2 protein-coding genes are annotated in these 2523 nt (G+C 73.4%); both read left to right on the top strand.

Translation table 11 applies throughout. The features are described 5' to 3' along the window. Positions 1–56: 56 nt before the first annotated feature. Positions 57–452, top strand: a complete 396-nt coding sequence (locus CCN72_RS07290) for a DUF742 domain-containing protein (protein ID WP_085562622.1) — start codon at positions 57–59, stop codon at positions 450–452. 24 nt (positions 453–476) lie between these two features. Next, positions 477–2523 (top strand): hydantoinase/oxoprolinase family protein (locus tag CCN72_RS07285; RefSeq protein WP_279630221.1); only part of this gene is annotated, 2047 nt, incomplete at its 3' end.

Genomic DNA, 2523 nt, shown 5'->3' with positions numbered 1-2523 from the left:
TCATCCCACTACCCGCCCCGCGCACGGGCCTGCCCGCGGGCGGGTAGTGGGATGACATGAGCGAAGACGGTCAGGTGAGCAGCCACTGGTTCGACGACGACGCCGGACCGGTCGTCCGTCCGTACGCCATGACGCGCGGCCGTACCACCAGTACGGCCCAGCACCGCCTCGATCTGATCGCGGTGGTCGTCACGGAGCCCGCGGCCGGGGACCCGGAGACGGATCCGACGCTCTCCCCCGAGCATGTGGACATCGTGGGCCTGTGCCGCAGCACCCCGCAGTCGGTCGCCGAGCTGGCCGCGGAACTCGACCTGCCCATCGGCGTGGTGCGGGTCCTCGTCGGCGATCTCGTGCACGCGGAACTCGTCCATGTCACCCGGCCGGTGCCCCCGGCCGAGCTGCCGGACGAGAGTATTCTGCGCGACGTGATCAACGGCCTGCGGGCACTGTGACCGGCACGGAAGCGGAGTACTGACGTGACAGGCTGGCAGTTCTGGGTCGACCGAGGCGGCACCTTCACCGATATCGTCGCGCGTCGCCCGGACGGCCGCCTGCTCACGCACAAGGTGCTCTCCGACAACCCGGCCCGCCCCGAGCCCGGCCCGGACACCGCTCCCGGCACTCGGGGCGCCGCTTCCGGCACTCAAGGCGCAGGCCACCGCCCCACCCCCGACGCCGCCGTCACCGGCATCCGCGCCCTCCTCGGCGACTCCCCGGAGCCCGTCGAGGCCGTCCGCATGGGCACCACCGTCGCCACCAACGCGCTCCTGGAGCGCACCGGCGAACCCACCCTCCTGATCATCACCCGCGGCTTCCGCGACGCCCTGCGCATCGCCTACCAGAACCGGCCGCGCATCTTCGCCCGCCGTATCGAGCTGCCCGAACCGCTCTACACCCGGGTGATCGAAGCCGACGAACGCATCGCCGCCGACGGCACCGTGCTGCGCGCCCCCGACCTGGACGCGCTCGCGCCCGCGCTCCGACAGGCGTACGACGACGGGATCCGCGCCGTCGCCGTCGTCTGCCTGCACAGCCATCTGCACCCCGCCCACGAACGCGCCATCGGTGAACTCGCGGCCCGCACCGGCTTCCCGCAGATCTCCCTGTCCAGCGAGGTCAGCCCGCTGATGAAGCTGGTCCCGCGCGGCGACACCGCCGTGGCCGACGCCTACCTCTCACCGGTGCTGCACCGCCACGTCCGCCAGGTGGCCGATGAACTGCGCGGGGTGCGGCTGATGTTCATGCAGTCCAACGGCGGGCTCACCGAGGCGGGGCAGTTCCGCGGCAAGGACGCCATCCTGTCCGGACCGGCCGGGGGCATCGTCGGCATGGCCCGGATGTCCCAGCGCGCGGGCTTCGACCGGGTCATCGGCTTCGACATGGGCGGCACCTCCACCGATGTCTCGCACTTCGCCGGTGCCTATGAGCGGGTCTTCGACACCCAGGTCGCGGGCGTGCGGCTGCGCGCCCCGATGCTCGACATCCACACCGTGGCCGCGGGCGGCGGCTCAGTGCTCCACTTCGACGGCTCCCGCTATCGCGTCGGCCCCGACTCGGCGGGTGCCACCCCCGGCCCCGCCTGCTACCGGGCCGGCGGCCCGCTCACCGTCACCGACGCCAATGTGATGCTCGGCCGGATCCAGCCCGCCCACTTCCCGGCCGTGTTCGGGCCCGACGGCGACCAGCGGCTGGACGCCGGGCTCGTCCGCGACCGGTTCACCGCACTCGCCCATGAGATCCACCGGGCCACCGGCGACGACCGCACCCCCGAACAGGTGGCCGAGGGCTATCTGGACATCGCCGTCGCCAACATCGCCAACGCGATCAAGCGGATCTCCGTCCAGCAGGGCCACGACGTGACCCGCTACGCGCTGACCACCTTCGGCGGCGCGGGCGGCCAGCACGCCTGCCGGGTCGCCGGGTCGCTCGGCATCCGCACCGTGCTCGTACCCCCCATGGCCGGGGTCCTCTCCGCGCTCGGCATCGGCCTCGCCGACACCACCGCCATGCGCGAACAGTCCGTCGAGGCACCCCTGGAGCCGGCCGCCATGCCCGGCATCCGCGCGGCCGCCGCCGACCTGGAGGCCGCCGCCCGCGCCGAACTCACGGCCGAGGACATCCCCGAGGACCGCGTCCGGGTCACCCACCGCGCCCAGCTCCGCTACGACGGCACCGACACCGCGCTCACCGTCGAACTGGCCGAACCCGACGCCATGCGCGGCGCGTTCGAGCAGCGCCATCGCGCCACCTACTCCTTCACCCTCGACCGCCCGATCGTCGTGGAAGCCCTCTCCGTCGAGGCCACCGGCATCACCGCACCCCCCGATCTGACCGCCCTCGCCCCGTACGAGGGACGGCCCGCCGCGCCCGAGACCGTCCGCCTGCACACCGGCGGCTCCTGGCGCGACGTACCCCTGCACCGCCGCGAGGCCCTTCCTCCCGGCGAGGCCGTCACCGGCCCGGCGATCATCACCGAGGCCGGCGCGACGACCGTCGTGGACGACGGCTGGCGGGCCGCGGCCA

Source organism: Streptomyces murinus (assembly GCF_002154555.1).
In the GTDB taxonomy this organism is placed as follows: domain Bacteria; phylum Actinomycetota; class Actinomycetes; order Streptomycetales; family Streptomycetaceae; genus Streptomyces; species Streptomyces murinus.
Note: the sequence above shows the minus strand (reverse complement) of the source record. Positions and strands in the feature narration are given on the sequence as shown.

What these genes read in the sequence shown, in the direction of transcription:
- CCN72_RS07290 (WP_085562622.1), top strand. Translation starts at nt 57, where the DNA reads ATGAGCGAAGACGGTCAGGTGAGCAGCCACTGGTTCGACGACGACGCC.